At 70.5% G+C, this 25,203-nt stretch carries 27 protein-coding genes; 13 read left to right on the plus strand and 14 right to left on the minus strand.

Annotated features, from left to right (window positions below; genetic code table 11):
* Positions 1-59: 59 nt before the first annotated feature.
* The 8 genes from CSC66_RS07525 to CSC66_RS07560 all read right to left on the minus strand — a co-directional run bounded on the left by CSC66_RS07525 (position 60) and on the right by CSC66_RS07560 (position 8,238).
* On the minus strand, positions 60-284 hold the full coding sequence (locus CSC66_RS07525; protein WP_162376774.1) for a YbdD/YjiX family protein: 225 nt from the start codon (positions 282-284) through the stop codon (positions 60-62).
* 10 nt (positions 285-294) lie between these two features.
* Positions 295-2,382 carry a carbon starvation CstA family protein gene (locus tag CSC66_RS07530; RefSeq protein ID WP_162376775.1) on the minus strand — a complete coding sequence of 696 codons (2,088 nt, stop codon included), beginning with the start codon at positions 2,380-2,382 and terminating at the stop codon, positions 295-297.
* A 146-nt stretch (positions 2,383-2,528) separates the two neighbouring features.
* Positions 2,529-3,548, minus strand: coding sequence for a magnesium and cobalt transport protein CorA (locus CSC66_RS07535; RefSeq protein ID WP_162376776.1), 1,020 nt, complete (start codon positions 3,546-3,548; stop codon positions 2,529-2,531).
* Positions 3,549-3,967: 419 nt separating this feature from the next.
* Positions 3,968-5,122, minus strand: a complete 1,155-nt coding sequence (locus CSC66_RS07540; RefSeq protein WP_238394330.1) for a lipoprotein N-acyltransferase Lnb domain-containing protein — start codon at positions 5,120-5,122, stop codon at positions 3,968-3,970.
* A 62-nt stretch (positions 5,123-5,184) separates the two neighbouring features.
* Entirely contained in the window at positions 5,185-6,066 is an 882-nt protein-coding gene (locus CSC66_RS07545) for a CorC family transporter (RefSeq protein ID WP_162376778.1), read from the minus strand.
* 64 nt (positions 6,067-6,130) lie between these two features.
* Positions 6,131-6,736 carry a hypothetical protein gene (locus tag CSC66_RS07550; RefSeq protein WP_162376779.1) on the minus strand — a complete coding sequence of 202 codons (606 nt, stop codon included), beginning with the start codon at positions 6,734-6,736 and terminating at the stop codon, positions 6,131-6,133.
* A 7-nt stretch (positions 6,737-6,743) separates the two neighbouring features.
* Entirely contained in the window at positions 6,744-7,214 is a 471-nt protein-coding gene (ybeY, locus tag CSC66_RS07555) for an rRNA maturation RNase YbeY (protein ID WP_162376780.1), read from the minus strand.
* A gap of 40 nt (positions 7,215-7,254) precedes the next feature.
* Positions 7,255-8,238 (minus strand): PhoH family protein, encoded by a 984-nt coding sequence (locus tag CSC66_RS07560; protein ID WP_162376781.1) that lies wholly within the window; start codon positions 8,236-8,238, stop codon positions 7,255-7,257.
* 135 nt (positions 8,239-8,373) lie between these two features.
* On the opposite strand from CSC66_RS07560, the gene CSC66_RS07565 reads away from it, so the two are divergent.
* The 4 genes from CSC66_RS07565 to CSC66_RS07580 all read left to right on the plus strand — a co-directional run bounded on the left by CSC66_RS07565 (position 8,374) and on the right by CSC66_RS07580 (position 12,181).
* Entirely contained in the window at positions 8,374-9,093 is a 720-nt protein-coding gene (locus CSC66_RS07565) for a TetR/AcrR family transcriptional regulator (protein WP_162376782.1), read from the plus strand.
* 73 nt (positions 9,094-9,166) lie between these two features.
* The gene (locus tag CSC66_RS07570; protein ID WP_238394325.1) at positions 9,167-10,105 is read left to right on the plus strand and encodes an HlyD family secretion protein; all 939 of its coding nucleotides are present in this window, start codon (positions 9,167-9,169) and stop codon (positions 10,103-10,105) included.
* 46 nt (positions 10,106-10,151) lie between these two features.
* Positions 10,152-11,078 (plus strand): ABC transporter ATP-binding protein, encoded by a 927-nt coding sequence (locus tag CSC66_RS07575; protein ID WP_162376843.1) that lies wholly within the window; start codon positions 10,152-10,154, stop codon positions 11,076-11,078.
* Positions 11,075-12,181: an ABC transporter permease gene (locus tag CSC66_RS07580; RefSeq protein ID WP_162376784.1), complete on the plus strand. Its 1,107-nt coding sequence runs from the start codon at positions 11,075-11,077 to the stop codon at positions 12,179-12,181. Before CSC66_RS07575 ends, CSC66_RS07580 begins: the two co-directional genes overlap by 4 nt.
* 454 nt (positions 12,182-12,635) lie before the next feature.
* On the opposite strand, the gene miaB is transcribed toward CSC66_RS07580, so the two are convergent.
* Positions 12,636-14,093: a tRNA (N6-isopentenyl adenosine(37)-C2)-methylthiotransferase MiaB gene (miaB, locus tag CSC66_RS07585; RefSeq protein ID WP_162376844.1), complete on the minus strand. Its 1,458-nt coding sequence runs from the start codon at positions 14,091-14,093 to the stop codon at positions 12,636-12,638.
* 150 nt (positions 14,094-14,243) lie between these two features.
* Between miaB and CSC66_RS07590 the strand changes: the two genes are divergently transcribed.
* The 6 genes from CSC66_RS07590 (at position 14,244) to CSC66_RS07615 (ending at position 19,218) form a co-directional block, all read left to right on the plus strand.
* A complete protein-coding gene (locus CSC66_RS07590; protein WP_162376785.1) occupies positions 14,244-15,155 on the plus strand; it encodes a lytic transglycosylase domain-containing protein in 912 nt (303 codons plus the stop codon).
* A gap of 151 nt (positions 15,156-15,306) precedes the next feature.
* Entirely contained in the window at positions 15,307-15,924 is a 618-nt protein-coding gene (petA, locus tag CSC66_RS07595) for a ubiquinol-cytochrome c reductase iron-sulfur subunit (protein ID WP_162376786.1), read from the plus strand.
* 3 nt (positions 15,925-15,927) lie between these two features.
* Positions 15,928-17,187: a cytochrome b gene (locus tag CSC66_RS07600; RefSeq protein WP_162376787.1), complete on the plus strand. Its 1,260-nt coding sequence runs from the start codon at positions 15,928-15,930 to the stop codon at positions 17,185-17,187.
* Positions 17,180-17,923 (plus strand): cytochrome c1, encoded by a 744-nt coding sequence (locus CSC66_RS07605; RefSeq protein WP_162376788.1) that lies wholly within the window; start codon positions 17,180-17,182, stop codon positions 17,921-17,923. The genes CSC66_RS07600 and CSC66_RS07605 overlap by 8 nt, the downstream gene beginning before the upstream one ends.
* 154 nt (positions 17,924-18,077) lie before the next feature.
* Complete coding sequence (locus tag CSC66_RS07610; RefSeq protein ID WP_162376789.1) at positions 18,078-18,713, plus strand: glutathione S-transferase N-terminal domain-containing protein; 636 nt, start codon at positions 18,078-18,080, stop codon at positions 18,711-18,713.
* Between the two features lie 49 nt (positions 18,714-18,762).
* Positions 18,763-19,218, plus strand: a complete 456-nt coding sequence (locus CSC66_RS07615; protein WP_162376790.1) for a ClpXP protease specificity-enhancing factor — start codon at positions 18,763-18,765, stop codon at positions 19,216-19,218.
* Positions 19,219-19,224: 6 nt separating this feature from the next.
* Here CSC66_RS07615 and CSC66_RS07620 read toward each other — a convergent pair whose 3' ends face one another.
* From CSC66_RS07620 to CSC66_RS07635, 4 genes are all read right to left on the minus strand, one after another.
* Complete coding sequence (locus tag CSC66_RS07620) at positions 19,225-19,566, minus strand: DUF3301 domain-containing protein (RefSeq protein WP_162376791.1); 342 nt, start codon at positions 19,564-19,566, stop codon at positions 19,225-19,227.
* A 58-nt stretch (positions 19,567-19,624) separates the two neighbouring features.
* A complete protein-coding gene (locus tag CSC66_RS07625; RefSeq protein WP_162376792.1) occupies positions 19,625-20,914 on the minus strand; it encodes a DUF2272 domain-containing protein in 1,290 nt (429 codons plus the stop codon).
* A 150-nt stretch (positions 20,915-21,064) separates the two neighbouring features.
* The gene (gene nadC / locus CSC66_RS07630) at positions 21,065-21,937 is read right to left on the minus strand and encodes a carboxylating nicotinate-nucleotide diphosphorylase (RefSeq protein WP_162376793.1); all 873 of its coding nucleotides are present in this window, start codon (positions 21,935-21,937) and stop codon (positions 21,065-21,067) included.
* Between the two features lie 13 nt (positions 21,938-21,950).
* Positions 21,951-22,220: a Trm112 family protein gene (locus CSC66_RS07635; RefSeq protein ID WP_162376794.1), complete on the minus strand. Its 270-nt coding sequence runs from the start codon at positions 22,218-22,220 to the stop codon at positions 21,951-21,953.
* A gap of 60 nt (positions 22,221-22,280) precedes the next feature.
* Between CSC66_RS07635 and purE the strand changes: the two genes are divergently transcribed.
* Complete coding sequence (purE, locus tag CSC66_RS07640) at positions 22,281-22,808, plus strand: 5-(carboxyamino)imidazole ribonucleotide mutase (protein ID WP_162376795.1); 528 nt, start codon at positions 22,281-22,283, stop codon at positions 22,806-22,808.
* Positions 22,805-23,971, plus strand: a complete 1,167-nt coding sequence (locus tag CSC66_RS07645) for a 5-(carboxyamino)imidazole ribonucleotide synthase (RefSeq protein ID WP_162376796.1) — start codon at positions 22,805-22,807, stop codon at positions 23,969-23,971. The genes purE and CSC66_RS07645 overlap by 4 nt, the downstream gene beginning before the upstream one ends.
* Positions 23,972-24,188: 217 nt before the next feature.
* Here CSC66_RS07645 and CSC66_RS07650 read toward each other — a convergent pair whose 3' ends face one another.
* Entirely contained in the window at positions 24,189-24,767 is a 579-nt protein-coding gene (locus tag CSC66_RS07650) for a superoxide dismutase (RefSeq protein WP_162376797.1), read from the minus strand.
* A gap of 115 nt (positions 24,768-24,882) precedes the next feature.
* On the opposite strand from CSC66_RS07650, the gene grxD reads away from it, so the two are divergent.
* Positions 24,883-25,203: a Grx4 family monothiol glutaredoxin gene (grxD, locus tag CSC66_RS07655; RefSeq protein ID WP_162376798.1), complete on the plus strand. Its 321-nt coding sequence runs from the start codon at positions 24,883-24,885 to the stop codon at positions 25,201-25,203.

Here is a 25,203-nt window from a genome sequence, read left to right on the forward strand (position 1 = left end):
GGCAGGAAGGGGCGAAGCCACCGGCTTCGCCCCTTTGCCTTTTTAGCGGGGCATTCCGCTCAGCAGCAGCGGAAGCCCGAGCGCCCGCCGAAGCGGGCCTCCTGGCGTTCGCGGAAGAAGGTCTTGTAGTCCATCGGCTCGCGGTCCGGATGCTTCTCCAGCACGTGCCGGACGTAGTTGTCGTAGTCCGGCACGCCGCAGCACAGCCGGGCGGTCTGGACCAGCCTCCGCCACACGCGCCTGTGCGTGGCGAAGTGGTCGAGCGGGACGAGCTGGGTACCCATGGTGATCTCCTTACAGCCAGGCCTTGACCTGGTCGTCGCCGAGGGCGACGAACGGCGTCTCGCGGTCGGTCCGCTCGCTGCTGCGTCGGGCCTTGGCGATGGCGCGGATCGCATACACCAGCACGCTGAACACCACGAACAGGAACAGCACGGTCAGCGCGGTGTTGACGTAGCTGTTGACCACCACCTGGTTCATCTGGCCCACGGTCTTGGCGGTGCCCAGCAGCTGCCCGTCGGCGATCGCCTGCTGGTACTTGCGGGCCTGGGCGACGAAGCCGACCGCGGGGTTGGCGTCGAAGATCTTGATCAGGCCGGCCCAGGTGGTGCAGATCAGCAGCCAGATCGTCGGCACGATCGTGACCCACGCGTAGCGGTCGCGCTTCATCTTGAACAGCACCACCGTGCACAGCATCAGCGCGATCCCTGCCAGCATCTGGTTGGCGATGCCGAACAGCGGCCACAGGGTGTTGATGCCGCCCAGCGGGTCGACCACGCCCTGGTAGAGGAAGTAGCCCCACAGCGCGACGCATCCGGCGGTGCCGATCACGTTGGCGCCCCACGACTCGGTCCGGCGCAGCGCCGGCACGAAGCTGCCCAGCAGGTCCTGCAGCATGAAGCGGCCCGCGCGCGTGCCCGCATCGACCGCGGTGAGGATGAACAGCGCCTCGAACAGGATCGCGAAGTGGTACCAGAACGCCATCATCGCATCGCCGCCCGGGAGGGCGTCGTGCAGGATCACCGCGATGCCCACCGCCAGCGTCGGCGCGCCGCCGGCACGGGAGATGATGGTGTGCTCGCCGATGTCCTTGGCGGTCTGGGTGAGCACCTCAGGCGTGACCACGAAGCCCCAGCTGCTGACCTTGGCGGCCACGTCGGCCACCTCGGTGCCGACCGCCGCGGCCGGGCTGTTCATCGCGAAATACACGCCCGGCTCGATGATCGAAGCGGCCACCAGCGCCATGATCGCCACGAACGACTCCATCAGCATGCCGCCGTAACCGATGTAGCGGGCGTGGGTTTCGTTGGCCAGCAGTTTCGGCGTGGTGCCCGAGGCGATCAGCGCATGGAATCCCGACACCGCGCCGCAGGCGATGGTGATGAACAGGAACGGGAACAACCCGCCCTTCCACACCGGGCCGTCGCCGGTGCTGGCGAACTGGGTCAGCGCGGGCATCTTCAGCGAGGTCACTTCCGGGCTGGCTATCACTATTCCGATGGCCAGGGCCACGATCACGCCGATCTTGAGGAAGGTCGACAGGTAGTCGCGCGGGGCCAGCAGCAGCCACACCGGCAGGACGGCGGCGACGAAGCCGTACCCGATCAGCATCCAGGTGATCTGGGTGCCGGTGAAAGTGAAGGCCGGGCCCCAGGTCGGGTGCGCGCCGACCTTGCCGCCGAACCAGATCGCCAGCAGCAGCAGGACGATGCCGACCACCGAGATCTCGCCGATCCGCCCCGGGCGGATGTAGCGCATGTAGATGCCCATGAAGATCGCGATCGGCATCGTCGCGATCACCGTGAACATGCCCCACGGACTCTCGGCCAGGGCCTTCACCACGATCATGGCCAGCACGGCCAGGATGATGATCATGATCAGGAACGCGCCGAACAGGGCGATGGTGCCGGCCACCGGTCCCATCTCCTCGCGCACCAGGTCGCCCAGCGAGCGGCCGTCGCGGCGGCTGGAGATGAACAGGACCATGAAGTCCTGCACCGCGCCGGCCAGGACCACGCCGGCGATCAGCCAGAGCATGCCGGGCAGGTAACCCATCTGCGCGGCGAGCACGGGGCCGACCAGCGGGCCGGCGCCGGCGATGGCGGCGAAGTGGTGGCCGAACAGCACGTGCTTGTTGGTGGGCACGTAGTCCAGGCCGTCGTTGTGGATGTGCGCGGGCGTGGCCCGGCGCGGGTCCAGCCCCATCACGTTCCTGGCGATGTACAGGCTGTAGTAGCGATAGGCGACCAGGTAGATCGACACCGCCGCCACCACGATCCACAGCGCGCTGATCTGTTCGCCCTGGCGCAGCGCCACGGTGCCCAGGCAGAACGCGCCGAGCAGGGCGAGCGCGGCCCAGCCGATTTGGGAGAAAGCTTTCATGGGAGCCTCCAGGGGGATCGGACAAGGGTCGTCCCGTGCGCCGCGAAGGTCAATCAAACACGCGCGCGGCGCGCTAAGACTTTGGTCGCATGTGCGGTTGCAGCATCACAAACGGCGTGAAGGAGCGTGCCCCGAAGTGCGCGCCCTCACAGCCAGCGCGCCCGCTTGAACAGCCGGTACAGCACTACGCAGATCCCGGCGACCGCAACGATCAGCAACGGATAGGCGATCTTCGGCTCCAGTTCGGGCATGTGCGCGAAGTTCATGCCATACCAGCTGGTGACCAGGGTCGGGGCTGCCAGCAGCGCGGCCCAGGCGCCGAGCCGCTTGACTGTTTCACCCTGGGCCAGCGTCACCAGCGACAGGTTCACGCTCAGCGCGGTGCCGAGCATGTCGCGCATGGTGTCGATGGTGTCGTTGATCCGCAGCACGTGGTCGTGGACGTCGCGCAGGTACACGCGGACTTCCTCGCGGATCAGCAGGCCCTGCGCCACCTGGCTGCGCATCACCTGCGCCAGTACGTCCTGCAGCGGCGACACCGCTACGCGCATATAGGTGAGGTCGCGCTTGAGGTCGTACAGGCGCACGACGATCGCGCGCCGGTAGGTGTCGGAGAAGATGTCGCGCTCGAGCGCGTGCAGGGTGTCGCGATGCTCGTCGACGATCGGCGCGTAGTTGTCCACGATCAGGTCGAGCACCGCGTACAGGCCCATCGCCGGGCCCAGCTTGAGCAGCTCCGGCTCGCGCTCCATCCGGCTGCGCGCCGGCGCGTAGGACAGCGAGCCGCCATGGCGCACGGTCAGCAGGAAGCGCGCGCCGAGGAAGGCATGGGTTTCGCCGTAGCGGATCTGGCCGTCGACCATCTGCGCGGTGTGCACCGCCAGGAACAGGGTGTCGCCGTAGGCCTCGACCTTCGGCCGCTGGTGCGCGTTGCGCGCGTCCTCGACCGCCAGCGGGTGCAGGCCGAGCTCCTCCTGCAACTGCGCCAGCACCGCGTTGGCCGGCTCGTAGAGCCCGACCCAGGCGAATCCGGGCGCGCCCTCCTGCAGCGTTTCGCTGAGCTGCTCCAGCGGCAGGTCGTGGCGTTGGCCCTCGCCGTCGTACCAGACGCAGTTGATGACGCAGGCGGGATTGGCGGAAAGGGCGGAAACGTGGGGATGGTCCATGCTTCGAATCCTGCGCCGGGTCGCTGTGGCGGGCAAGCCGTGCCAGCAATTCGGTACCGGAAGCCGGTGGGCCCGCTTCCCCCGTGTTGTAGGAGCCCATCCTCATGGGCGACCGGGGTGATGGCCCAACGAGGCCGTTGCCCGTGCCGACGGGCGCCGGGTCGCCGATGAGGATCGGCTCCTACAACCGCGACGGTCGACGCCCGCGTAGGAGCCCATCCTCATGGGCGACCGGGGCGCTGGCCCGACGAGGGCGTCGCCCGTGCCGACGGGCGCCGGGTCGCCGATGAGGATCGGCTCCTACAACCGCGACGGTCGACGCCCGTGTAGGAGCCCATCCTCATGGGCGACCGGGACGCCGGCCCGACGAGGGCGTCGCCCGTGCCGACGGGCGCCGGGTCGCCGATGAGGATCGGCTCCTACCGGGAGCGACGCCCCAGGGCCAGCGCCAGGGCCACGTGGACCGGCAGCAGCAGCGCGATCCACGACAGGTTGTACTGCGGCTGCAGGCTCAGCCACTGCAGGATCCAGCCGAGCATCGCGATCGCGGCCACCGCCCACAGCAGCGGGCGGAACAGCCGCCCGGGTACGCGCCGGCGCAGCAGGGCGATCCCTCCCGGCAGCAGCAGCAGGCACAGCGGACTGAGCAGGAACAGGTTGCGGTTGGCCCAGCCCGCCTGGTGCGCGGTGAAGCCCCACAGGAACACCAGCAGCGCGCCGGCCAGTCCGCACAGCAGCCATAGCGGCAGCGCGAATCCGGCGAGCAGGCGAGGACGGCGGCGCGCCGCGAAGATCGCCGCGGCGAGCGACAGGCCGGCCAGCAGCCAGGGCCACCAGCGCCGCGGCGCCTCGACCGGCTCCGGCGCGACCAGGTGCGGCAGCAGTTCCTGTTCGGACTGGACCAGCGGCCGGCCCTGGCGGTTGCGCGCCTCGCGCAGGCTGTCGGCCAGGCGCATCGGCACGAACGCCTCCTCCCAGCGCGACAGCGCGCGGTCGGCGTAAGGCCCCAGCCCGAGGTCGAAGCCCAGCCACATCCATGGCGCCGGACTGGCCAGGCGTACCGCCTCGCTGCGATAGGTATTGCCGCGCGAACGTCCGGCCAGCTGCGCCTTCAGCGCGCCGCCCATCGCGGTATCGAGCGCGTCGCGTACCTGGGTGGCGCAGTTGGCGGTGAAGTAGTCGTAGCGGTAGCGCGAGTTCTCGGGCCTGGCTCGTTCGGCGAGCAGGGCGGCGAGCGCGCGCGCCTGGTCCGGTTCCAGGTCCAGCCACTGCATGCTCACGCCGCGACCGGCCGCCTGGTACTGCGCCAGGTCCTGCGTGGCCGGCAGCGCCACCAGGTGGTACATCATCTCGCCGCGGATGAAGCGCGACAGGAAGTCCGGCTCCGACGGATCGAAGAAGCCGAAGTTGTACGAGACCGCCTCGCCGCTGTCCGGGTCCACGACCACGATCGCGTCGTGGCCGAAGCGTTCGAAGAACACCTCGCCCGGTTGCATCGTCATCACCCCGATCCGCGGCGCGGCGGCGGCCAGCGCCAGCGGTGGCATCGCCAGCAACATCGCCAGCACCAGCATCCAGGCGAGCGGTCGGGCCAGCACGGCCGGCCAACGTGGCCGGCGCCCGTCGTGCAGCCGCATCAGTCGGCGTCCTGCGGGTCCGGCGCCATCACCGCCACCTGGAACGCGCGCACGCGGCGCGCATCGGCGCGGATCACGCGGAACTCGAAGCGGTCCAGCGTCAGCTCCTCGCCGACCTCGGGCAGGTGGCCGATCGCCTCGGTGACCAGGCCACCGATGGTGTCGTATTCGTCGTCCGGGAAACCGGCGCCGAAGCGCTCGTTGAAATCGCCGATCGGGGTGAGCGCGTCGACCACGTACTGGCCGTCGGCCTGGGCGGCGATCAGCGCGCTGTCGTCCTCGGCGTCGTCGTGCTCGTCGTCGATCTTGCCGACGATCTGCTCGAGCACGTCCTCGATCGTGACCAGGCCGGCGACGCCGCCGTACTCGTCGACCACGATCGCCATGTGGTTGCGCGAGAGGCGGAATTCCTTCAGCAGCAGGTTGAGCTTCTTGGATTCCGGGATCAGCACCGCCGGGCGCAACAGGCCGTGGATGTCGCCGGGGCCGTTGTCGGCCACCACGCCGCGCAGCAGGTCCTTGGCCAGCAGGATGCCGAGGATCTCGTCGCGGTCGTCGCCGTGAACCGGGAAGCGCGAGTGGCCGGACTCGACCACCTGCTTCATCAGGTCGAGGAACCGGGCGCTGGCCGGCAGCGAGACCATCTGCGAGCGCGAGACCATCACGTCGCCCACGGTCAGCTCCGACACCGAGATCGCGCCTTCCATCATCCGCAGCGTGTCGGCGTCGATCAGGCCGTCGCCCTGGGCATCGCGCAGGATCGCGACGAGTTCCTCGCGCGTGTCGGGTTCGCCGGAGAACGCGGAACTGATCCGCTCCAGCCATGAGCGCCGGCGCTCATGCGGCTCCGGCGCGGTGCGACTACTGTCGTCTTCGGACATTCGTTGGAGAGAACTGCGCGGTGGGAATGCGGCGACCCGGCAACCCGGGCGTCGTCACGGAAGTCTAGCGCGGTTGGGCGCCGCCGGGCGAGGGCGCCGCGGTGGTGGCGGGAGCGGCGGCCGGCTCGGCAGGTTCCGCCGGTTCGGGGGCATCCAGGCTGTAGCTGCAGCCGGCCAGGGTCTGGCCCGGATGCGAGTCGACGTTGGAGGCGGTGATCACGGCGGTTTCGACCCAGCCGGGGCTGCCATCCGGCCCGTCGAGCACGGTGGCGCGCGCTTCCTTGCCCGCCAGTACCTTCTGCGGCGTGTCGATCGCCGTTTCCAGCTGCAGCTCGCGCGCCAGCACGCGCGGATCGGGCAGGTCGAGCACCGCCACCACGCCTTCGCCGGCGAAGGCGATGTGGTCGCTGCTGCGGCCGAACACGGTCACGGGCGCGTTCAAGCGGTACTCGACCATGAACGGATTGGACTGCGGCAGTGGCCGCCAGCCCAGCGCCACCGCCTTCAACGGGTCCTGCAGCACCGGCATGTAGGCCATGAAGTCGGCGTGCCCGAGGCGGCATTCGATCAGTGCGGACAGGTCCGGGGCCGCTGCCTTCGTGGCGGCGCCGTCCGCGGCGGCCGCGACGGCGGGAGACAGGGCGAAGGCGAGCAGGGCGGTGCGCAGCATGGGCGGTTCATTCCTCCGCATAGGGATCGGGCAGGCCGAGTTCGGCGAGGATGTCGCGCTCGAGCTGCTCCATCGCCTCGGCTTCCTTGTCGTCGTCGTGGTCCCAGCCCAGCAGGTGCAGGACGCCGTGGACGGTCAGGTGCGCGTAGTGCGCGACCGCCAGCTTGTGCTGCTCCTTCGCCTCGCGCGCCACCACCGGCGCGCAGATCACCAGGTCGCCCAGCAGCGGCATCTTCACGCCTTCGGGCAGTTCGGCCGGGAAGCTGAGCACGTTCGTCGCATAGTCCTTGCCGCGGTAGTGGCGGTTCAGCGCGCGTCCTTCCTTGGCGCCGACGATGCGGATCGCCAGGTCGGCCTCGCGGATGCGGCCCCTGAGCGCGGCGGCGACCCACTTGCGGAAACTGGTCGCCGCCGGCACCCCGGTGCGCGGGGCGGCGTAGCTGACGGAGACGTCGAGGCGCACGGGACCCTTGGTCATGGCGGGCTCCTGCCGGTGCCGGACAGCGGGGGTAGGGGATTCATGCCGGCCCGGTCTCCCGGTCCTGCGCGTCGCGGCGGTCGTAGGCGTTGACGATGCGCGCCACCAGCGGGTGGCGGACCACGTCGCGTGCCTCGAAGAAGGTGAAGCTCACGCCTTCCACGCCGCGCAGCACGTCGATCGCGTCCTTCAGGCCGGACTTCACGTGCTTGGGCAGGTCGATCTGGGTCATGTCGCCGGTGACCACCGCGGTGCTGCCGAAGCCCAGCCGGGTCAGGAACATCTTCATCTGCTCGATGGTGGTGTTCTGCGCTTCGTCGAGGATCACGAACGCGTCGTTGAGCGTGCGTCCGCGCATGTATGCCAGCGGCGCGATCTCGATGACGTTCTTCTCCAGCAGCTTGACCACCTTCTCCACCCCGAGCATCTCGTACAGGGCGTCGTACAGCGGGCGCAGGTAGGGGTCGACCTTCTGGGTGAGGTCGCCGGGCAGGAAGCCGAGCTTCTCGCCGGCCTCCACCGCCGGGCGGACCAGCACCAGCCGCTGCACGCGCGATTCGTTCAGCGCATCCACGGCCATGGCCACGGCCAGGAAGGTCTTGCCGGTACCGGCCGGGCCGATGCCGAAGTTGATGTCGTGGCTGGCGATGGCGTGCAGGTAGCGCGCCTGGTTGGCGCCACGGCCGCGGATCGTGCCGCGGCGCACGCGCACGGCCACGTCCTGCGGCTGGTAGCCGTCGTCGTCGAGCTGGTCGACGTTGGCCTCGTTCAGGCGCAGGTGGATGGCGTGGCTGTCGAAGGTGGTCTCGGCCGTCTCGGCGTAGAGCGCGCGCAGCAGGTGCTCGGCGCTGGCGGCCGCGTCCTCGTCGCCGCTGACGCGGTAGACGTTGCCGCGGTTGGCGATCTCCACGCCCAGGCGCAGTTCGATCTGGCGCAGGTGTTCGTCGAACGGGCCGGCCAGGTTGGCCAGGCGCTCGGTATCGGCGGGTTCGAGGGTGAAATCGCGTCGGGAAAGGGCGGGCATGGTTCGCACGCGTGGGTCGTGCGGATGTCGGCGGGAGCGGGGAGGAGAGGGTAGCGCGCGGGCGCCGGGGGGCCAAGCGAGGCGGCCGACGAACGGTGCTTGCAATTAATTAATCGTAGGATTAAATATGCCGCCATGCCAGCCACGACCCCACCGCCTTCGCGCGGCAAGCGCGCCCCGGCCAACCGGCCGGCCAAGCCCATCGCACCGGCGCGCGCGCCGCGCCGCGCCCGCGGGCGCCCCGGTCCCGATGCCCCCGACCTGCGTCCGCGCCTGCTCGATTCGGCGCTGGCCTGCTATGCGGCCAATGGCATCGCCGCCACCTCCCTGCGCGACATCGCCCGCCATGCGGAGGTAACCCCGGCGCTGCTGCACTACTACTTCGGCGACCGCGCCCAGTTGCTCGACGCGGTCGTGGATGAGCGCGTACTGCCGGCCACCGCGCCGCTGCGCGAGTCGCTGCAGCGCGTCGACGACGACATCGCCGCGCTCGTGGCCGCGTTCGTCAACGGCATGGCCGCGGTGATCGCCCGCCACCCGTGGTTGCCGCCGCTGTGGGTGCGCGAGGTGGTCAGCGAGGGCGGCGCACTGCGCGGCCTGCTCACCGAACGCGTGGCGCCGCCGATCGCCCAGCTCATGGCGACCCGCTTCGCGGCCGCGCAGCAACGCGGCGAGCTCAATCCCGACCTCGATCCGCGCCTGCTGATGGTGTCGCTGATCGGCCTGACCCTGTTTCCCGCCGCCGGCGCGCCGATCTGGCGCCGGCTGTTCGACGCCGACGACCTCGGCGTGGACGATCTGCGCCGGCATGCGCTGGCGCTGCTCGACCGTGGCCTGGAGCTTCCCGATGCATGAACTGAAGCGATCCGATCCGATCCGACCCGCTCTGGTCCGACCTGAGCGGGTCCGCTTCGGCCTGATCCGACCCGTGACCCTGCTCGCCTGCCTTGCGCTGGCCGCGTGCGGGCGCGAAGCGCCGCAGGCCCTGGGCACGCTGGAGTGGGACCGGATCGCGCTGCCGGCACCGGTCGTCGAGCGGATCGTGGAGGTGCAGGTGCGCGAGGGGCAGGCGGTGAAGGCCGGCGATGTCCTGCTGCGGCTGGATCCGGTGCGTACCCGGGCGCAGCTGGAAGTCGCCCGTGCCCAGGCGCAGCAAAGCGGCCAGGCGCTGGCCGAACTGCAGGCCGGTCCGCGCACCGAAGCCATCGCCCGGGCGCGCGCCGAACTGGTCGCCGCCCAGGCGCAGGCCAAGGACGCCAGCACCTACTACACGCGCCTGCAGCCGCTGGGTCGCCAGCAACTGGTCTCGGCGGCGATGGTCGATCGCGCTCGCGCAGACGCGGACAACGCGCAAGCGCAGGTGGCCGCCGCCCGGCAGGGGTTGCTGGAACTGGAGCGTGGCACCCGCAAGGAACAACTGGGGCAGGGCGAGGCGGCATTGGCGGGTGCGCAGGCGCATGCGAGCGACCTCGAAGCGCTGCTGGACAAGCTTGAGGTTGCCGCGCCGCGCGACGGCCGCGTGGACAGCCTGCCGTACCGGCTCGGCGACCAGGCGCCGATTGGGGCTCCGCTGGCGGTGCTGCTGGTCGGCGAAGCACCGCACGCGCGAATCTACGTGCCCGAGCCGCTGCGTGCGCGGGTGAAGGTCGGCGACACGGTGCGCGTGCATGTCGAAGGCGGCCGGCCCGCCGACTACGCCGGCCGCGTGCGCATGATCCGCAGCGAGCCGGTGTTCACGCCGTACTACGCCCTGACCGGGCGCGACGCGGCGCGACTGAGCTACCTGGCCGAGGTGGCACTGGAGGCCGGGGCGGCGGGCCTGCCGGCCGGCCTGCCGGTGCGGGTGGAATTCGATGGCGTCCCCTGACGTGCCAGCCGCGCCACCGCCGGCGTCCGCTGGCGACGGCATCGCGATTCGCGCACGCGGCCTCACCCGGCGTTTCGGCGCACTGGTCGCGGTCGACCACGTCGACCTGCAGGTGCCGCGGCGCAATGTCTACGGATTCCTCGGGCCCAACGGCTCGGGCAAGTCGACCACCATCCGCATGCTCTGCGGCCTGCTCACGCCGAGCGAAGGCCAGATCGAGGTGCTCGGACTGCGCATCCCGGAGCAGGCCGAGGCACTGCGCAGCCGCATCGGCTACATGACCCAGAAGTTCTCGCTGTTCGAGGACCTGAGCGTGCGCGAGAACCTGGAATTCCTGGCCGCCGTGCAGGACCTGCCCAGGGACCACGCGCGCCGGCGGATCGATCAGCTGGTCGAGCAGTACCACTTCACCGACCGGCAGAAGCAGTTGGCCGGCACCATGAGCGGCGGCCAGAAGCAGCGCCTGGCCCTGGCCGGTGCGGTGATCCACGAGCCCGAGCTGCTGTTCCTGGACGAACCCACCAGCGCGGTCGATCCCGAATCGCGGCGCGACTTCTGGGAGAAGCTGTTCGAACTGGCCGACGCGGGCACCACGCTGCTGGTGTCCACCCATTACATGGACGAAGCCGAGCGCTGCCACCGGCTGGCGATCCTGGACCGTGGCGTGCTCGTCGCCGACGGCTCGCCGGCCGAGCTGACCGGTGCGCTGTCGGGGCGCACGCTGGCGGTGCAGGCCGCCGAGCCGCGGCGCGCCAGGGCCGCGCTGGTCGGCGCGCCCGGCGTGGTCAGCGTGGCCCAGATCGGCAACAGCCTTCGGGTGCTGCTGGACGGCACGGCCGGCGCCGCCGACGGTGTGCACGCGGCGCTGCACGAGGCCGGCATGCAAGCGCAGGTGGAACCGGTCGCGCCAAGCCTGGAGGACGTGTTCGTATCGGCGACGCGCCGGCGCCTGGCGGAGGAAGCGGCGGCGTGAACGGGCGTCGGCTCCGGGCGGTGATGCTCAAGGAGTTGCGGCAGATGCGTCGCGACCGGATCACCCTGGCCATGATCGTCGGCATCCCGGTGATGCAGCTGCTGCTGTTCGGCTATGCGATCAACACCAACCTGCGCGACTTGCCGGCCGGGATCGCCGACCAGGCCGATACCGCCGCCTCGCGCGCGCTGGTGATGGACATCGTCGCGACCACGGTGGTGAAGCCGGTGCGCTTCGAGCAGACCCCGCAACAGCTGATGGATGCCATCCGCCGCGGCGAGATCGGGATCGGGATCGTGGTCCCGGCCGACTTCGAGCGCCGCCGTGCCGAGGGCCGCGAACAGGTGCAGATCCTGGTCGACGGCAGCGACAATGCCATGCAGAGCGCGGCCGCCCAGCTGGCGCAGGTGCCCGTGGCCGACACGGCAGGGGCGGCTTCGCCGGCGACGCGGCTGCTGTCGCAGGCGCCGATCAGCGTGGTCGCGTTCTTCAATCCCGAACGGCGCTCGGCGGTGAACATCGTGCCGGGGCTGGTCGGCGTGATCCTGACCATGACCATGGTCCTGTTCACCGGCGTGTCGATCGTGCGCGAGCGCGAACGCGGCAACATGGAGCTGCTGATCGCCACGCCGGTCAGCAGCGCCGAGCTGATGGTCGGCAAGGTGCTGCCGTACGTCGTCATCGGCCTGGTGCAGACCACGCTGGTGCTGCTGCTGGGCCTGTGGCTGTTCCAGGTGCCGATGGTCGGGCACGTGCTGCACGTGTACCTGGCCGCCGCGTTGCTGATCGTGGCCAACCTGGCGCTGGGCCTGCTGATCTCCACCCAGGCCAGGTCGCAGTTCCAGGCCATGCAGATCACCTTCTTCGTGTTCCTGCCCTCGATCCTGCTGTCCGGCTTCATGTTTCCGTTCGCCGGCATGCCGGTGGTGGTGCAGTGGCTCGCCGAGCTGCTGCCGCTGACCCACTTCCTGCGCCTGGTGCGTGGGATCATGCTGCGGGGCGCCAGCCTGTGGGAGCTGTGGCCGGACGTGCTGGCGCTGGTGGCCTTCACCACGGTGATGATGACCGCGGCGATCCTGCGGTTCCGCAAGCGGCTGGATTGAACGGGGTGTGTTTGCTGCGCGTTCTGAGCGTTCGCGTAAAGGCAAAGGCAAGGCAGCGGCGCTGGTGTGGCGGGCTTCGGGTGGAGCCGCGGCAGGCCGGGGGTGTCGTAGCCGATCGGGCGTATATCCCTGTACGCACTCGCTACCGCGGCCATCCATGGCCGCTGCTACGACACCCCCGGCCCGCCGCGTCTTCTGCGGGCTGTGGGGCCAGGGCTTCTTTCCGAGCTCCGAAGACAATGGCCGTACGTTGTTGCGCAACGGCTTTTCGCCCAAGTGGTAGAAGCGATGGTCGCGACGTTGCAGAGGACGCCGTGTCTCCGCTATCCGGGGCAAGTGGCACAGGGACGTGCCACGGCCGCGAGTACGGACAGGGATGTCCGCTCGAGCGGTGCACCGGATAGCGGAGGCACGGCGGCCCCGTCCGGAGCTGGCGCTCCTGCCTTGTGAGGCCTCAGGCCGCCACGTCGCGGTCGGTCACCACCCGCCCGCGCAGCGAGTTGGTCAGCGCCTCGGTGATGAGCACGTCGACGAACTGGCCGACCAGGCGCCGGTGGCCGGGGAAGTTCACCGAGCGCATGTTCTCGGTCTTGCCGGTCAGTTCGGCCGGGTTCTTCTTCGAGGGACCTTCGACCAGCACGCTCTGCACGCTGCCGACCATCCGCCGGGAGATACCCGCCGCATGCTCGTTGATGTGCTTCTGCAGCCTTTCCAGCCGTGCATGCTTGACCGCCTCGGGGGTGTCGTCCTCGAGGTCGGCGGCCGGCGTGCCCGGGCGGCGCGAGTAGATGAAGGAGAAGCTCTGGTCGAAGCCCACGTCCTCGATCAGCTTCATGGTCTTGTCGAAGTCCGCGTCGGTCTCGCCGGGGAAACCGACGATGAAGTCCGAGCTGATCGAGATGTCCGGGCGCACCGCGCGCAGCTTGCGGATCTTCTGCTTGAACTCCAGCGCGGTGTAGCCGCGCTTCATCGCGCTCAGTACGCGATCGCTGCCGGCCTGGACCGGCAGGTGCAGGTAGTTGGCCAGCTGCGGCACGTCGCGGTAGGCCTCCACCAGCGAGTCGGAGAACTCCAGCGGGTGCGAGGTGGTGAAGCGGATCCGGCCGATGCCCTCGATCTGGGCGATGGTGCGGATCAGCAGGCCCAGGTCGGCCAGCTCGTCGGTGCCATCCATGGGCCCGCGGTAGGCGTTGACGTTCTGGCCCAGCAGGTTGATCTCGCGCACGCCCTGGGCAGCCAGTTGCGCGACTTCGACCAGCACGTCCTCGAACGGGCGGCTGACCTCGGTGCCGCGGGTATAGGGCACCACGCAGAACGAGCAGTACTTGGAGCAGCCCTCCATGATCGAGACGAACGCACTGGGACCTTCGGCGCGCGGTTCGGGCAGGCGGTCGAACTTCTCGATCTCCGGGAAGCTGATGTCGACCTGCGGGCGGTCCTGTTCGCGGCGGGCGCGGATGAGTTCGGGCAGCCGGTGCAGCGTCTGCGGGCCGAACACCAGGTCCACGTACGGCGCGCGCTTGACGATCGCCTCGCCTTCCTGCGAGGCCACGCAGCCGCCGACGCCGATGATCACTTCGCGGCCGTTGTTCTTGAGGGCCTTCCAGCGGCCGAGCTGGCTGAACACCTTCTCCTGCGCCTTCTCTCGGATCGAGCAGGTGTTGACCAGCACGACGTCGGCTTCTTCGGGGTCGTCGGTCAGTTCCAGCCCCTCGTGCTCGGCGAGCACGTCGGCCATCTTGGCCGAGTCGTACTCGTTCATCTGGCAGCCGTGGGTCTTTATGTACAGCTTGCCGCGGGCGCCCCCGGGGATCGCGCGCGGGGCGCTGGCCGGCAGCGGAACCAGGGCGGAGGCAGGGGCGGCGGCGGGCGCGATGGCGGCGTCCGGACGCAGGTCCGGCGTGGCGTTCATCCCGGTCATGGCGGTTAATCCAGGCGGGTGGGGCGCGCATTGTAGCGGGGGCGGACGCCGGTGGGCGTCCGATTCGCGACCCACGGCACGTTTTTCCGCTTGTCGGACAGTGGCTTGGCAAGGGTCGGGGAAGCTGGGAGACTCCGCGCCATGAAGGGGATGTTGGGGAAAGCGGGCGCCATGCTGCTGGCGCTGGCCGCGCTGCCGGCCAGTGCGGGCACGCTGTACCGCTGCGTCGGCGCGGACGGGGTGTCCAGCTACGTCAACAAGCGCATTCCCGGCGCCCAGTGCAAGGTCTTCAGCCAGTACACCCCCGACCGCCGCCGCGCACCGCCGCCGGCGACAGTCCCGGCCGCGGCCACCGTTTCGGCCCCGGCACCGGCCGGAGGTTCCGCGGCGCCGACCCTGGTCCCGGCGTCCAGCCGCACCGACGCGATCGTTCCGGCGCCGCTGCCGGCGAAGCGGGCGGCCGCGCCGCAGCGGCGCGTCAGCGGCCAGGTCTACTCGTACATGAAGGACGGGGTGCGCCACTTCAGCAGCCGGCCGCCGGGCCGCGGCGCCGGCGCCAGCCAGGTGCGCACGGTCGCCTACAGTTTCATCGAGACCTGCTACGCCTGCGCGGTCAATCCCGGGGTGAGCTTCGCCACCGTGCGCCTGAACACCAGCGCCTACCAGGCGGAGATCGCCGCGGCCGCGCGCGAGTTCGGGGTCGAGGAAGCGATCGTGCGCGCCATCATCCATGCCGAGTCGGCCTACAACCCGTCCGCGCTCTCGCATGCCGGGGCCCAGGGCCTGATGCAGCTGATGCCCGCCACCGCCCGCCGGTTCGGGGTCGCCGACAGCTACGACGCCGGCCAGAACATCCGCGGCGGGGTCCAGTACCTGGCCTGGCTGCTCAAGCGCTTCAACGGCGACCTGACCCTGGCCGCGGCCGGCTACAACGCCGGCGAGGGCGCCGTGGACCGGTACAAGGGCGTCCCCCCGTACAGCGAGACCCAGCGCTACGTGCAGCGGGTGGGCGTGCTCGCCGAGCGCTACCGGGGCGTACTGGCGTCGCGATGAGGCCGGTGGCACGGCCCGGACCGTGCCATTGTCCGCCTGTTAAGGCTTCCGTTACACTTCGTCGTCTTTTGCGGACGGCGCGCCTTCCTGGCGACGGGGCCCGTACCGCAGGCAGCCAACGCTACCAAGCAGAAGTTTTTCGGAGTGCCGGATGGCCAACGATGAGGTCCACAAGCCCGTGAACACGGGCCGACGCCGGTTCCTGACCGCGACCACCGCAGTGGTCGGCGCCGTCGGAGCAGGTTTCGCCGCAGTACCGTTCATCAAGTCGTGGAACCCCAGCGCCCGGGCCCGCCTGGCCGGTGCCCCGGTGACCGCCGACATCAGCGCCCTCCAGGAGGGCCAGCGCCTGATCCTCGAGTGGCGCGGCCAGCCGATCTGGATCGTCAAGCGCTCCAAGGCGATCCTCGAGGCGCTGCCCACCCTGGACAGCCGCCTGCGCGATCCGCTGTCGCAGAACGCCGACCAGCAGCCGGCCTACGTGCTGGAGGCCAACCCGGAGCTGCGCTCGCTCAAGCCCGAGATCTCGGTCCTGGTCGGCCTGTGCACCCACCTGGGCTGCTCGCCGGAGATGGCCGCCGAGATCCGGCCCGAGCCGTTCGACCCGGAATGGAAGGGCGGCTACTTCTGCCCGTGCCACAAGTCGCGCTTCGACATGGCGGGGCGCGTGTTCCAGGGCGTGCCGGCCCCGACCAACCTGGTCGTGCCGCCGCACCACTACGCCGACGACAACACGATTGTCGTGGGCGTCGATCCGCAGGGGGCGTAAGCGATGGCGAACATCTTCACCCGCACCGCCACCGGCGTGATGGACTGGGTCAACGCGCGCGCACCGGCGCTGGCGCCGATGTACCGGAAGCACATGTCCGAGTACTACGCGCCCAAGAACTTCAACATCTGGTACATCTTCGGCGTGCTGTCGATGGTGGTGCTGGTCAACCAGCTGGTGACCGGCATCTTCCTGACCATGCACTACAAGCCGAGCGCGGCGGAAGCCTTCGCCTCGGTCGAGTACATCATGCGCGACGTGGAGTGGGGCTGGCTGATCCGCTACATGCACAGCACCGGCGCCTCGCTGTTCTTCATCGTCGTCTACCTGCACATGTTCCGCGGCCTGATGTACGGCTCGTACCAGAAGCCGCGCGAGCTGGTGTGGATCCTGGGCATGCTGATCTACCTGGTGCTGATGGCCGAGGCCTTCATGGGCTACGTGCTGCCGTGGGGCCAGATGTCGTTCTGGGGCGCCAAGGTGATCATCTCGCTGTTCGGCGCGGTGCCGGTGATCGGCCAGGGCCTGACCGAGTGGATCATGGGCGACTACCTGCCCTCGGACGCCACCCTGGGCCGGTTCTTCGCCCTGCACGTGATCGCGCTGCCGCTGGTGCTGCTGCTGCTGGTCGTACTGCACCTGGGCGCGCTGCACGAGGTCGGTTCGAACAATCCCGATGGCGTGGAGATCAAGAAGGGCCCGAAGGGCAACCGCTGGTCGCCGACCGCGCCGGCCGACGGCGTGCCGTTCCATCCGTACTACACGGTGAAGGACACCTTCTACGTGTTCGCGATGATGGTCATCGCCGCCTTCATCATCTTCTTCGCCCCGGCGTTCGGCGGCTGGTTCCTCGAGCACGACAACTTCACCGAGGCCAATCGCCTGGTGACGCCCGAGCACATCAAGCCGGTGTGGTACTACACGCCGTTCTACGCGATGTTGCGCGTGGTGCCGGACAAGCTCGGCGGCGTACTGGTGATGTTCGGCGCGATCATCGTGCTGTTCTTCCTGCCGTGGCTGGACCGGGCCAAGGTCAAGTCGTACCGCTACCGCGGCAAGCTGTCGTGGACCTTGCTGCTGGTGTTCGCCTTCAGCTTCGTCTGGCTGGGCAAGATCGGCGCCGGCCCGGGCACCGACCCGGTCGAGACCATCGTCGGCCGCATCCTGACCGCGTACTACTTCCTTTTCTTCCTGACCATGCCGCTGTGGACCAAGTGGGACAAGACCAAGCCGGTGCCGGAACGGGTGACGACGCATGACTAAGAAGTGGATTGCCCTGCTGGCCTCGGCCGCCGCCGGCCTGCTGTTCTCCGCCGCGGCGCTGGCCGCCGCCGGCGGACCCGTGCAGCAGGCCGGGAACGACCTGTCGGACCGCGCCTCGCTGCAGCGCGGCGCCAAGCTGTACATGAACTACTGCTCCAGCTGCCACTCGCTGAAGTTCCTGCGCTACTCGCGGATGGCCGAGGACCTGGGCCTGACCGAAGAAGAGGTGATGGGGAACCTGAACTTCACCGGCGCCAAGTTCGGCGAGCACATCCAGGTCACCATGCGCGATGCCGACGGCAACGAATGGTTCGGCAAGATGCCGCCGGACCTGAGCCTGATCTCGCGCGTGCGCGGCAGCGACTGGATCTACACCTACCTCAAGTCGTTCTACCTGGACGAGTCGCGGCCGCTGGGCTGGAACAACCAGCTGTTCCCGAACGCCTCCATGCCCAACCCGCTGTGGGAGCTGCAGGGCCTGCAGCACGCCGAGTTCGGCGAACCCGACGCGGCCGGCACCCGCCATCCCGAACGCCTGGTGGTCGCCGGCCCGGCCCGGCTGTCGGCGGTGGAGTTCGACCAGACGGTACGCGACATCACCAACTTCCTCGAGTACGCCGGCGAGCCGGCGGCGCTGAAGCGGCAGGCGATGGGCGTGTGGGTGATCCTGTTCCTGGTGCTGCTGACCTTCCTGGGCTACCTGCTCAAGCAGGAATACTGGAGCGACGTGCACTGACGCGGCGCGCCGGCGGGCGCGGCCGGGCATACCGGGTGCTTCCGGCCTTGCGCTTTTCCGGCGCTCCCCGGCACACTCGGGGGACTATGGCGACTGCCGGCGAGGGGCCTGGCAGCGCCGCAACGGTCGGCGGAGTCCGGCCGTCGGAGGCCAGATGGCAGCGAGCGTGCGCATGCGCAATACCCTGACTTTGTTCTCGTCCGTCGATGATGTCCTCTGTCATCGCGTCCGCCTGGTCCTGGCGGCCAAGGGCGTGACATACGACCTGGTCCCGGTGGATGCGCAGAACCCGCCCGAGGACCTGATCCACCTCAATCCCTACCACTCGGTGCCGACCCTGGTCGAGCGCGAGCTGGTGCTGTATGCCGCGTCGGTGGTCAGCGAGTACCTCGACGAGCGCTACCCGCACCCGCCGCTGATGCCGGTCGATCCGCTGTCCCGCGCGCGCCTGCGCCTGGCCATGCTGCGCATCGAGCACGACTGGGTACCCCAGGTGCAGGCGATCCAGCTGGGCAACAAGCAGCAGGCCGAAGCCGGGCGCAAGCGTCTGAAGGAGCTCCTGACCGAGTCGCTGCCGCTGTTCAAGGCCAGCAAGTTCTTCCTCAACCCGGAAATGAGCCTGGCCGACTGCGCGATGGCGCCGATCATCTGGCGCCTGCAGTCGCTGGACGTGCCCTTGCCCAAGGACGGCAAGGCGATCGAGGACTACGGCAATCGCATCTTCCGCAACCCGGGCTTCGTCCGCAGCCTGACCGACCAGGAAAAGAAGCTGCGCGACATGCCGGCCTGACCGGCCGCCGCGACGGGCCGGTCCCGCCGTGGCAGCGTAGACTGTCCGCATGAGCGATGACGCGCCGCGCATGACCAGCTACCGCCCGTACCTGCTGCGGGCCTTGGCCGAGTGGATCAACGACAACGGGATGACCCCGCACATCCTGGTGGATGCCGGCGTGGCCGGCGTGCGCGTGCCGCCCGGCGCGGTGCGCGAAGGCAAGGTCGTGCTGAACATCGCCGACCGCGCCGTGGTCGGCCTGAGTATCGACAACGAATGGATCGAATTCACCGCCCGGTTCGGCGGCGTGAGCCAGCCGGTGAGCGTGCCAGTGGGCGCGGTGCTGGCGGTGTACGCACGCGAGACCGGCCAGGGCATGGTCCTGCCGGAAGAGGGCGCGGGCGGCGCCCACGCGCATGACGACGACGGTCCCGACGGCGATGGGCCGGATGCGCCGACGCCACCGGCGGGCCCCGCGGAACCGCCTGCGGGCAAGCGTCCGCACCTGCGCGTGGTGAAGTAGCGCGCTTCAGTCGCGGCGCGGGCGGTCGAACGGAATGACGTGCGCGCCCGACGACGGTCCGACGAAGGAAACCAGCCGGTCGCCGCGCAGGACCAGGCGGCCGCTATGGCGTTCGACGCCATCGTGCGAGTAGTCGAAGCGGAAGGTGCGCTCGAGCCCGAGCCAGCCATCCTCGCGCCGGTACAGGCGCATGCCGATCGCGTGCACGCTCTGGTCCAGCCATTGCACGTCCGCGGCCGCGCAGGCGTCGCGGCCGAGGGCCTCGGCGCGCTCGGCGGCCGCGCGCGAGGCGTTCCACCATGCGAACACGGCGGCACCGGCGATCATCAGCAGGATCAGGCTGGGCATGTCCGGACTTTAGCGGAAGCGGCGATGCGCCACGACCCGCCGCGGTGCATGCGCGGCTTCAGTCACCTGTCGGCGTGGTGGCCGGGCTCGCACCAGCCGGCGGCGGCGCAGGCTCCTGCGCGGGCGAGGGCATCGCCGGCCGGGGCGGGGACGCGGGTGGCGTGGTGGCTGGTCGCGGCGCAGGGGCGGGCGTGGAACTCCCGGCCGGCGGAGTGGCTACTCCCTGTGCGGGCGCCGGCATGGGCGGCGTGCCGGCGCCGGCCGGTGTCGGGCGGAACGGCGCCGGCGGCGTTACCGGGAACCCGCCGCGCAACTGCGCCTGGGGCTTGAGCTTGAGCAGGGCCACCCAGTCCCGGCGGTTGAAGCTGCACGCGGAAGGATTGCCCGGGCGGCAGGCCGCGGGAACCACCTCGTCGCTGGCCAGCGCACTCGCGGCGGACGTGCCGGCCGTGGCCACCGGCGCCGCCGCGGCCGGCGCCGCGGCACGGGCGCCGGTTGCGACGGGGCGGCCGGCGACGCCCCTGTCGCCGCGCAGCGCGTCCTCGGCCGCCGCCTGCAGCGGTCCCGGCAGCAGCCGCCCGGACGCGTCCAGTGGCAGCTTGCGCATCATCACCGTGTTGAGCACGTTGCCGCCGACCAGGTAAAGCGTGCGGTCGCCGCCGACATTGGCCGCGACGACGATGTCGCAGTGCGAATACGCCGGCAGCGGGGCACTGCCGGACAATCCCGACTGCAGTCCGGCGGTGCCGCGCCCCTGGTCGTCCGCGCGCAGGAAGCACAGGAGGTCGCCCGGCGCTGGCTGCCCCGCGAACGGATCCATGTAGAGGTAGGGGCTGAGCTCGGGATTGCGCCAGGCGCGCGCGATGTAGTCCATGTGCCGCGGCGAGCGCAGGAACTCCGGCAGCGGCGCCCGCATCATCACCCAGGAGACGAAGGCCGCCGACCACGGGTTGTCGACGATGAAGGCGCGGCAGTCGCTGGCGGCCTCGCGGGTGGCACCCGGGTACAGGCAGCTGGCGGCGCCGGCTGCCGATCCCATCGACGACAGGGTGCCGCTTTCGCGCCAGTACTTCGCCACCCGCTGCCAGGCCGGCGTGTAGTCGTCGGCCAGGGCGACGCGTTCGGCCTCGGTAACGCCGAGCCAGGCCACGCGGCCGTCGGTCTCTATGAAGGGGCGGGTCCACAGCCGGTGCTCGTCGCAGGCGATGCGGACGATGGCTTTGGCGGTGGCCTCGACGCCGAAGCGCGGCGGCAGGTCGCAGACTTCCACGCCGCCCTGCGCCGCGTGAGCGGCAGGTGCCGCGAGCGCTGGCAGGGCGAGCAGGGCGAGTGCGTGGAGCCTGCGCATGACGAATCCTTTCCCCGGTACCGGAGCGAGCTTAGCCGCCTGCGGTGGACGATCCGTGATCGTGCCGGCGCTGGAAGCGGATAACGCAGGGCGCGCCGCTACGGGGACACGCTCGCCGCGTGCCATCCGCGTCGCCGGCGTGCGCGTCGCCTAGGCTGGCGGCGGGCCCAGCTTCATCGACAGGTCGATCGCGCGCACGTGCTTGGTCAGGGCGCCGATCGAGACGAAATCCACGCCGTCGGCGGCGATCGCGCGCAGGCCGTCCAGGCCCACGCCACCGGAGACCTCCAGCGGGATGCGTCCGCGGAACGGGGCGGTCCGGGCGATCCGTACCGCCTCGCGGCGGTCGTCGGCGGCGAAGTCGTCCAGCAGGATGCGGTCGCATCCGGACGCGAGCGCCTCGCGCAACTGGTCGAGCGTCTCCACTTCGACGATCAGCGGCAGGCCGGGCTGGGCCGCGCGCGCGCGCGCGATGGCCTCGGCGACCGTGCCGGCGACCCGGATGTGGTTTTCCTTGAGCATCACCGCGTCGTACAGGCCGATGCGGTGGTTCGCGCCACCGCCGGCGCGGACCGCATACTTCTGCGCCAGGCGCAGGCCGGGCAGGGTCTTGCGGGTGTCGAGGACCACCGTGCCGGTGCCGCGCACCGCGTCGACGTGCGCGGCCGTCGTGGTGGCCGTGCCGGACAGGGTCTGCAGGAAGTTCAGCGCGGTGCGCTCGGCGCTGACCAGGGCGCGGCTGCGGCCCCGGAGCAGGGCGAGCACGGTGCCGGCGGCCACGCGTTCGCCCTCGCCGATGCTCCAGTCGATCGCCACGTCCGGGTCCAGCGCGCGGTGGCAGGCGTCGAACCAGGGCCGGCCGGCGATGACCGCATCTTCCTTGCACAGCAGGTAGGCGCGCTCGGGGACGTCCGGCAACAGCGCGGCGGTGACGTCGCCGGTCCCGAGGTCTTCCGCCAGCGCGCGGCGCACGTCGGCCAGCACGAGGGACGGGTCGGGCGCCGCGGGTGCCGTCCGGTCCATGCGCGGGTGCCGGTCAGGCCGCGGGAAAGCCGGCCACCTGCGCGGTGGCCAGGGATTCCTCGACCAGCAGCACCGGGATGCCGTCGTCGATGCGGAACACCTGCTTGCGGTCGCGGGTCACCAGCGCCTCGTGCAGCGGTTCGGCCTGGGGGCTGCCATCGGCACGCAGGACCTGGCCGCCGGCGATCGCGCGGTTCAGCGCTTCCAGGCCCCGCGGTTCCAGCAGCGACAGCGGCTGGCGGGTATCGGGCGAACACAGCAGGTCGAGCAGCTTGCGGTCCATGGGGCGGGGGCGCGTGGCGGGGAAGACCGCTAGAATACGGCCTTGTCACCGAGGACGGCCATGCCAGCCCAGCCCGCCAGTTTGCTTGACAGCCCGCCAGCGACGCCTTTGGTCGGTCTCGTCATGGGATCGCGTTCCGACTGGGAAACCATGCAGCACGCGGCGCAGAAGCTCGATGCGCTGGGCGTGCCGCACGAGGTCAGGGTGGTCTCGGCGCACCGCACGCCCGACGTGCTGTTCGACTATGCGGCCAGCGCGCGCGACCGTGGCCTGCGCGCGATCATCGCCGGGGCCGGCGGCGCGGCCCACCTGCCGGGCATGCTGGCGTCCAAGACCGCCGTGCCGGTGCTGGGCGTGCCGGTGCAGAGCAAGGCGCTCAATGGCATGGACTCGCTGCTGTCGATCGTGCAGATGCCGGCCGGCATCCCGGTGGCGACCTTCGCGATCGGCAATGCCGGCGCGGCCAACGCCGGGCTGTTCGCCGCCGCGCTGCTGGCGGCGGACCACCCGGAGATCGCGCGCTCCCTCGAGGAGTTCCGCCGGCGCCAGACCGACGACGTCATCGCCCACGACGATCCGCGGCAATGACGACCGTAGGCATCCTGGGTGGCGGGCAACTGGCCCGCATGATGGCGCTTTCCGGCGCGCCGCTGGGCCTGCGCTTCCTGGTGATGGATACCGTGGCCGATGCCTGTGCCGGCCAGTTCGCGCCGCTGCTGGTCGGCGACTACCGCGACGAGTCCGCGCTGGCCGAGTTCGCCGGCAAGGTCGACGTGGCGACGTTCGATTTCGAGAACGTGCCGGCCGAAAGCGCCGAATGGCTTTCCGCGCGCGTGCCCGTGTTCCCGAATCCGCGCGCGCTGGCCGTGGCCCAGGACCGGCTGGCCGAGAAGACGCTGTTCCGCGAGCTGGACATCCCCGTGCCGGAGTTCGCCGCGGTCGCCAGCCGCCAGGACCTGGACCGGGCGCTGGCCGAGGTCGGCGTCCCCTGCATCCTCAAGACCCGCCGGCTGGGGTACGACGGCAAGGGCCAGTTCCGGATCCGCGCGCTGGCCGACGCCGACGCGGCCTGGGATGCGCTCGGCGCGCAGGCGGCGACGGTGGGATTGATCGTCGAGGCGTTCGTGCCGTTCGAGCGCGAACTGAGCGTGGTCGCGGTGCGCGGCCGCGATGGCGGCTTCCGCACCTGGCCACTGACCGAGAACTGGCATGTCGATGGCGTGCTGTCGGCCAGCCTGGCGCCGGCGCAGGTCGACCCGGCGCTGGCAAGGACGGCCATCGATTACGCGCGCCGCCTGGCCGAGCGGCTGGACTACGTGGGCGTGTTCGCCCTGGAGCTGTTCTGCCGCGACGGCGGGCTGCTGGCCAACGAGCTGGCCCCACGCGTGCACAACTCCGGGCACTGGACCCTCGAGGGCGCCGAAACCTCGCAATTCCAGAACCACCTGCGCGCGGTGCTCGGATTGCCGTTGGGCGCCACCCACGCGCGCGGGCATGCCTGCATGCTCAACTGGATCGGTGAGATGCCGGACGCGGCCGCGGTGCTGGGCGAAGCCGGCGGCCATTGGCACGACTACGGCAAGGAGCCGCGCGACGGACGCAAGGTGGGCCACGCGACATTGCGCGCGGACCGGGCCCCGGTGCTCGCCGATGCGCTGGAGCGCGTAGGCCAGGCGCTGGGACGGCAAGCCCAGGTCGCCCCGCCGGTGGCGGCGCTGCGGGCCGTATTCTCCGGACGCGCTTCTTCGTAGAGCCGGGCTTCGCCCGGCTGCGCCCTTCCCGAAGCCGCAGCGAAGGACCGGAGCAGCGGGGCAAGCCCCGCTCTACGCGGGCGCGGCCTTCCCATGACCGCCTGCCGGCGACACGGGCATGGGCGCGAAGAGGGCGTCGTCCTTGCCGGCGGCTCGCGTCGCCGATGACCCGGCTCTGGCAGGCTGCAGTCGCGCGCCGGCAGCCCGCGTGCCGCGCTCAGCGCAGGCGCGCGCCGACCGCCTGCCAGTCCACCACCTTCCAGAACGCTTCCAGGTAGTCGGCGCGGGCGTTCTGCCGGTCCAGGTAGTACGCGTGCTCCCACACGTCGCAGGCCAGCAGCGGGGTGTCGGAGCCGGTAAGCGGGGTGCCACCGCCACGGGTGGCGACGATCCCCGGCGTCCCATCCGGGCGCTGCACCAGCCAGACCCAGCCTGAGCCGAACAGGCCCAGGGCCTGCCGGGTGAATTCCTCGCGGAACCGGATGAAGTCGCCGTACTGGCGCGCCAGCCGTTCGGCCAGCGGTCCGGCGGGATCGCCGCCGCCGCGTGGCGACAGGCAGGTCCAGTAGAACCCGTGGCTCCAGGCCTGCGCCGCCTCGTCGGCCAGCCGGCCCCGGGCCCGACGGACGATTTCTTCCAGCGCCAGGCCTTCCAGTCCGCTGCCTTCGAGCAGGCGGTTGGTCGCCTCGACGTGGCCACGGTGGTGGCTGCCGTGGTGCTCGTCCAGCGTGGCGGCGGACAGGTGCGGCTCCAGCGTGTTGCGCGGGTAGGGCAGGGCGGGCAGTTCGATGGTCATGCGTTCTCGGGCGGTTCGATGCGGGGCCCGGCGTCGGCGCGGCGGCGCAGGGCTTACAATTGCCACTTCAGTTTAGACGATGGCGGGCACGGCCCCGGCGTCCAGGAGATGGGTAATGGCGGTAATGGAGCGCATCCAGGCCGAGGTCGAAGGCCATCCGGTCGTGCTGTTCATGAAGGGCACGCCGGCGTTCCCGATGTGCGGCTTTTCCGCGCGCGCGGTGCAGGCGCTGCAGGCCGCCGGCGCCGAACAGCTGCACACGGTCAACGTGCTGGAGGAGCCGGAGATCCGGGCCAACCTGCCACGCTATTCCAACTGGCCGACGTTCCCGCAGCTGTTCCTGCACGGGGAGCTGATCGGCGGCTGCGACATCACCCTGGAGCTGCTGGAATCCGGCGAGCTGCAGCGCATGGTCCAGGAAGCGCTGTCGCAGTGA

Origin of the sequence: Pseudoxanthomonas kaohsiungensis (genome assembly GCF_010211765.1) — a bacterium.
GTDB classification, from domain to species: Bacteria; Pseudomonadota; Gammaproteobacteria; order Xanthomonadales; family Xanthomonadaceae; genus Pseudoxanthomonas; species Pseudoxanthomonas kaohsiungensis.

Coding starts and splice junctions, on each gene's coding strand:
- CSC66_RS07525 (WP_162376774.1), bottom strand. CDS start 284: ATGGGTACCCAGCTCGTCCCGCTCGACCACTTCGCCACGCACAGGCGC.
- CSC66_RS07530 (WP_162376775.1), bottom strand. CDS start 2,382: ATGAAAGCTTTCTCCCAAATCGGCTGGGCCGCGCTCGCCCTGCTCGGC.
- CSC66_RS07535 (WP_162376776.1), bottom strand. CDS start 3,548: ATGGACCATCCCCACGTTTCCGCCCTTTCCGCCAATCCCGCCTGCGTC.
- CSC66_RS07540 (WP_238394330.1), bottom strand. CDS start 5,122: ATGCTGGTGCTGGCGATGTTGCTGGCGATGCCACCGCTGGCGCTGGCC.
- CSC66_RS07545 (WP_162376778.1), bottom strand. CDS start 6,066: ATGTCCGAAGACGACAGTAGTCGCACCGCGCCGGAGCCGCATGAGCGC.
- CSC66_RS07550 (WP_162376779.1), bottom strand. CDS start 6,736: ATGCTGCGCACCGCCCTGCTCGCCTTCGCCCTGTCTCCCGCCGTCGCG.
- ybeY (WP_162376780.1), bottom strand. CDS start 7,214: ATGACCAAGGGTCCCGTGCGCCTCGACGTCTCCGTCAGCTACGCCGCC.
- CSC66_RS07560 (WP_162376781.1), bottom strand. CDS start 8,238: ATGCCCGCCCTTTCCCGACGCGATTTCACCCTCGAACCCGCCGATACC.
- CSC66_RS07565 (WP_162376782.1), top strand. CDS start 8,374: ATGCCAGCCACGACCCCACCGCCTTCGCGCGGCAAGCGCGCCCCGGCC.
- miaB (WP_162376844.1), bottom strand. CDS start 14,093: ATGAACGCCACGCCGGACCTGCGTCCGGACGCCGCCATCGCGCCCGCC.
- CSC66_RS07590 (WP_162376785.1), top strand. CDS start 14,244: ATGAAGGGGATGTTGGGGAAAGCGGGCGCCATGCTGCTGGCGCTGGCC.
- petA (WP_162376786.1), top strand. CDS start 15,307: ATGGCCAACGATGAGGTCCACAAGCCCGTGAACACGGGCCGACGCCGG.
- CSC66_RS07600 (WP_162376787.1), top strand. CDS start 15,928: ATGGCGAACATCTTCACCCGCACCGCCACCGGCGTGATGGACTGGGTC.
- CSC66_RS07605 (WP_162376788.1), top strand. CDS start 17,180: ATGACTAAGAAGTGGATTGCCCTGCTGGCCTCGGCCGCCGCCGGCCTG.
- CSC66_RS07610 (WP_162376789.1), top strand. CDS start 18,078: ATGGCAGCGAGCGTGCGCATGCGCAATACCCTGACTTTGTTCTCGTCC.
- CSC66_RS07615 (WP_162376790.1), top strand. CDS start 18,763: ATGAGCGATGACGCGCCGCGCATGACCAGCTACCGCCCGTACCTGCTG.
- CSC66_RS07620 (WP_162376791.1), bottom strand. CDS start 19,566: ATGCCCAGCCTGATCCTGCTGATGATCGCCGGTGCCGCCGTGTTCGCA.
- CSC66_RS07625 (WP_162376792.1), bottom strand. CDS start 20,914: ATGCGCAGGCTCCACGCACTCGCCCTGCTCGCCCTGCCAGCGCTCGCG.
- nadC (WP_162376793.1), bottom strand. CDS start 21,937: ATGGACCGGACGGCACCCGCGGCGCCCGACCCGTCCCTCGTGCTGGCC.
- CSC66_RS07635 (WP_162376794.1), bottom strand. CDS start 22,220: ATGGACCGCAAGCTGCTCGACCTGCTGTGTTCGCCCGATACCCGCCAG.
- purE (WP_162376795.1), top strand. CDS start 22,281: ATGCCAGCCCAGCCCGCCAGTTTGCTTGACAGCCCGCCAGCGACGCCT.
- CSC66_RS07645 (WP_162376796.1), top strand. CDS start 22,805: ATGACGACCGTAGGCATCCTGGGTGGCGGGCAACTGGCCCGCATGATG.
- CSC66_RS07650 (WP_162376797.1), bottom strand. CDS start 24,767: ATGACCATCGAACTGCCCGCCCTGCCCTACCCGCGCAACACGCTGGAG.
- grxD (WP_162376798.1), top strand. CDS start 24,883: ATGGCGGTAATGGAGCGCATCCAGGCCGAGGTCGAAGGCCATCCGGTC.